Source organism: Frankia sp. AiPs1, assembly GCF_023716945.1.
Taxonomy (GTDB): domain Bacteria; phylum Actinomycetota; class Actinomycetes; order Frankiales; family Frankiaceae; genus Frankia.
Map to the genome: position 1 here is coordinate 1 of NZ_JAMQQF010000526.1, position 4,202 is coordinate 4,202.

Annotated in this window: 4 protein-coding genes; 2 read left to right on the forward strand and 2 right to left on the reverse strand. The window is 72.8% G+C overall.

The window, feature by feature from the left end; all coding sequences use genetic code 11:
* Positions 1-974, reverse strand: a 974-nt coding sequence (locus tag ND748_RS26660; RefSeq protein ID WP_251748958.1) for a DUF58 domain-containing protein, incomplete at its 3' end; no start/stop codon positions are given.
* Positions 975-982: 8 nt separating this feature from the next.
* Entirely contained in the window at positions 983-2,011 is a 1,029-nt protein-coding gene (locus ND748_RS26665) for a MoxR family ATPase (RefSeq protein ID WP_251748960.1), read from the reverse strand.
* Positions 2,012-2,457: 446 nt separating this feature from the next.
* On the opposite strand from ND748_RS26665, the gene mraZ reads away from it, so the two are divergent.
* Together mraZ and rsmH are read left to right on the forward strand one after the other, a co-directional pair.
* Positions 2,458-2,889 (forward strand): division/cell wall cluster transcriptional repressor MraZ, encoded by a 432-nt coding sequence (gene mraZ, locus ND748_RS26670; RefSeq protein WP_251748962.1) that lies wholly within the window; start codon positions 2,458-2,460, stop codon positions 2,887-2,889.
* Positions 2,890-3,154: 265 nt separating this feature from the next.
* Positions 3,155-4,132 (forward strand): 16S rRNA (cytosine(1402)-N(4))-methyltransferase RsmH, encoded by a 978-nt coding sequence (rsmH, locus tag ND748_RS26675; RefSeq protein WP_251748964.1) that lies wholly within the window; start codon positions 3,155-3,157, stop codon positions 4,130-4,132.
* The last annotated feature ends 70 nt before the right edge of the window (positions 4,133-4,202 follow it).

Consider the following 4,202-nt stretch of genomic DNA (forward strand, 5'->3'; position numbering starts at 1 on the left):
GGGCGGCGCAGCGCGGCGAGCGCCGGGTGCAGCGAATCGGCGTCGACCGGCGCGAGCGTGGCCAGCTCGTCGAGCAGCCCGGCGACGGTCGGGCCGGCCGCGCTCGTGACCTGCCCGCGGTCGGTGAGCAGGCGCACCCGGTAGCCGCCGCGGACCAGGTGGAGCCCGATCCCGCCGACGGCGCTGACCGCCCATTCGAACGCCGACGAGGGGCCGGACTCCGGCCAGGCTCGCGCCCGGGTGTCGAGCAGGATCGTCGCGGCACCGGTCTGCGGGTGCTCCTCGCGCCGGACCATCAGCTCGCCGCTGCGGGCCGTCGTCTTCCAGTGCACCTTGCGCAGGTCGTCGCCGGACCGGTACGGCCGGGTGGTCGTCTCGTCCTCGCCGATGAGGCCGGTGGCCCGGCGCAGCTCGGCGCTCACGCTGGCCGAGGCGCCCGGCCGGGCCGGTGGGAGCCGCTCGACGGCGGGCGCGACGATCAGCTCGTCCAGGCTGCGGAAGCTGCGGGACAGCTCGCAGAGTCCGAACGGATCGCCGAGCCGGATCGCCATCGGTCCGATCTGGTAGCGGCCTCGGACCGAGGCGCGCAGGGTATAGGAGAGGTCACGGCTGCCGCCGGGCTCGATCCGGTCGAGCACGAAGCGGGCGCCGCCGCCCAGGCCGGAGCCGGTCGTGTCCTCCACCAGCAGCACCGACGAGGCCGATCGGCTGACGTTCTCCAGCTGGATGCGCACGCTGACCCGGTCGCCCGCGGTGACCCGGCGCGGTTCGAGTCGGCGCGTGCAGGACAGCCGATAGCGGGTGCGGCAGACGAGTGCCGCCGCGAGCACTGGCAGGCTGGCGACGAGCAGCCCGATGCGCAGCAGGTCCTGCTCGCCCAGGATGATCGCGGACACGGCGCAGGCCGCCCCCGCGGCAAGGAAGGACCGGCCGCGGACCGTCAGGCCGCGCAGCGCCGCGACAAAGTCCCGCACACGGATCTCTAACGGCCGTGCCGGGCCGGGCGTGCCGTGCCCGGCCGGGGGATGGGAATCCGGTGCAGGACCTCGGTCAGAATCCGGGCGGCGACCTCGGTGCCGGGCTCGCCGGAGAGCATGATCTCCGGGTGCAGCAGGAGGCGGTGCGCCATCACCGGGATGGCCATCTCCTGCACGTCGTCGGGCAGGACGAAGGCGCGCTGGTCCAACGCGGCGCGGGCGCGCGCGGACCGGATGAGGTGCAGCGCCGCCCGGGGGGACGCCCCGAGCGCGATCTCGGGATGCACCCGGGTCCCGCCGACGAGGTCGACGATGTAGTGCCGCACCTCGGCAGACACGTGCACGGTGCGCACCAGGGAGATCAGCCGGGCGACTTCGGCGGCGTCGGTGACCGGGGTGATGCCCGTCAGCGGGTTGGCGTTGCCGTGGTTGTCGAGCATCGCCATCTCGGCGGCGGGGGAGGGGTAGCCCATCGAGATGCGCGCGGTGAAGCGGTCCCGCTGCGCCTCGGGCAGCGCCCGGGTGCCCTCCATCTCCACCGGGTTCTGGGTCGCGATGACCATGAACGGCGACTCCAGCCGATAGGTGACCCCGTCGACGGTGACCTGGTGCTCCTCCATGCACTCCAGCAGGGCGGACTGCGCCTTGGGCTCGGCCCGGTTGATCTCGTCACCGACGACGATGTTGGCGAACACCGGGCCGGGGCGGAACTCGAAGTCCCGAGTGCCCTGGTTGTAGACGCTGACGCCGGTGACGTCGCTGGGCAGCAGGTCGGGGGTGAACTGGATGCGCCGCACCCGGGCGTCGATGGAGCGGGCGAGCGCTTTGGCGAGCATGGTCTTGCCCACCCCGGGGACGTCCTCGATGAGCAGGTGACCCTCGGAGAGGAGGACCACCAGCGCAGTGGTGATCGCCTCGGACTTGCCGTCGATGACCGTCTCGACGCGCGCCCGGACCCGGTCGGCGATCTCGGCAAGGTGGCCGATGTCGGCCACCGGGTCACGCCAGTGGAGCAGACCTGGGTCGGTCACCACTAGTTGGCCCCCCTCCGGGTGTCGGGCTTTCGGGCTGCGCGGAGCCGGCCCCGACTAAAGCCGTCCCCCTCCCGAGTGTGACATCCACAGCGGCCGTGCAGGCCACCGTGGTCAAGGAAACATGCCCGAGACCGGGCCGGCGGGTGGGCGGCGCCAGGTGGCGGGCCCGCCACCTGGCGAGCCCCGGTCGGCGCGCGGGTGGCGCTGCTCGATCCCCCCAGACGAGAGACTTTCCTACTAATTTTTGGGGGTTTATACCAGTACTTGTCTGGGCATCACGCGCGCCTGATGTCGGAGTGGTTTCGGTGGGGTGGCGCGGGGTGTTGAGGGGGTAGTGGGTGGGGGGCAGTGGGGTAGAGTGGCGCGCAGTGGGGGACAGGAGCTACCGGTTGACCGTCGCGGGGTGACCTGGCGCTGTCTTCCCGGCAGCGGCAGGGAGGTTGCCGATGTTTCTCGGCAGCCACACGCCACGGCTGGATGACAAAGGGCGGCTGACCCTGCCCGCGAAGTTCCGCGACGAGTTGGAGGGGGGGCTTGTGATCACGAAAGGGCAGGAACGATGCCTGTACGTCTTTCCGATGGCGGAGTTCACCCGGATCAGCGAGTCCCTTCGCACCGCCCCGGTCACGGCAAAGGCGCTGCGTGACTACAGCCGGGTGTTCTTTTCCTCGGCTGCTGACGACGTGCCGGACCGACAGGGGCGGATCACCATTCCCGCCCCGCTGCGCACGTACGCCGGACTGACGCGCGACTGCGTCGTCAACGGGGCGAACACCCGGGTCGAGATCTGGGATGCGCCGCGTTGGCAGGCCTACCTGGAAGGCCAGGAGGAGAGCTTTGCCGAGCTGTCCGAGGAGGTCCTGCCCGGAGTTATCTGAGCTGCCCTGGGATCTCGCGATCCGGACGCCCGGAACACGTGTTCCGGCCCACGCCCGCACCCGCCCCTCCGGCCGCCCCTTCCCCGGCGGCCGGCACGGTGGGGAGCGTGCCGGGCTGGCCACGTTCGGCGGTCCCGCGTGCGGATTCCGCCGCACCGGCGGTGTCCGCGCGTCCTGCGCGGGCTGCCGCCGCACCGGACGCGCCCGTCAGCACATCTGAAGACGAGGTCCACGAGCGGTCGAGGGAGGCTCAGCGCTGAACGCCATGCACACGCCTGTGCTGACCGACCGCGTGCTGGAACTGTTGGCTCCGGCCCTGAGCAGGCCGGGAGCCGTGGTGGTGGACGCCACGGTGGGGCTCGGTGGGCACGCCGCGGCCCTGCTCGCCGCCTTCCCCGAGGTCCGGGTCGTCGGTCTCGACCGCGATCTCGACGCCCTGGCGCACAGCGGCGAGCGGCTGCGCGCGCTCGCACCCGAGCGGGTGCGGCTCGTCCACGCCATCTACGACGAGATCGGCACGGTTCTCGCCGGGCTCGGCTCCCCGCAGGTGCAGGGCATCCTGTTCGACCTCGGGGTCTCGTCCCTGCAGCTCGACACCGATGCGCGCGGGTTCGCCTACTCCCGGGACGCGCCGCTGGACATGCGGATGGACGCCACCGGCGGCCGGACCGCCGCCGAGGTCCTCAACACCTACGACGCCGCCGAGCTGGCGCGGATTCTGCGGGACTACGGCGAGGAGCGGTTCGCCCGTCGCATCGCGGAGTCGGTTGTCCGGGCCCGCGCCGTCGAGCCGTTCACCACCTCCGCGCGGCTGGTCGACCTCGTCCGCGACGCCATCCCGGCGCCGGCGCGGCGCACCGGCGGCAATCCGGCCAAGCGCACCTTCCAGGCACTGCGCATCGAGGTCAACTCCGAGCTGGACGTGCTCGCCCGGGCGATGCCCGCCGCCTTCGACGCGCTGGCCGTCGGCGGCCGGCTCGTCGTGCTGTCCTATCACTCCCTCGAGGACCGGCTGGTCAAGCGGGAGCTGCGCGGCTACGCGGAGACGCTGGTGCCGCCGGACATGCCGGTCGTACCGGCCGGCGCCGAGCCGCGGTTGCGCTGGCTCACCCGCGGCGCGGAACCGGCGAGCGAGGTCGAGAAGGCCGACAACCCGCGGGCGGCGTCCGTGCGGTTGCGGGCCGCCGAACGTACGGCTCCGAACCCGGACCGTGCCCAGCCCACCACCGGAGGTGCATCGTGAGCGCTCCCGCGCAGCCGCTTTCCCGGGCGGGGCGGGGCGGCGTCGGCCGCGCCGGTGGCCCGCCCCCCGG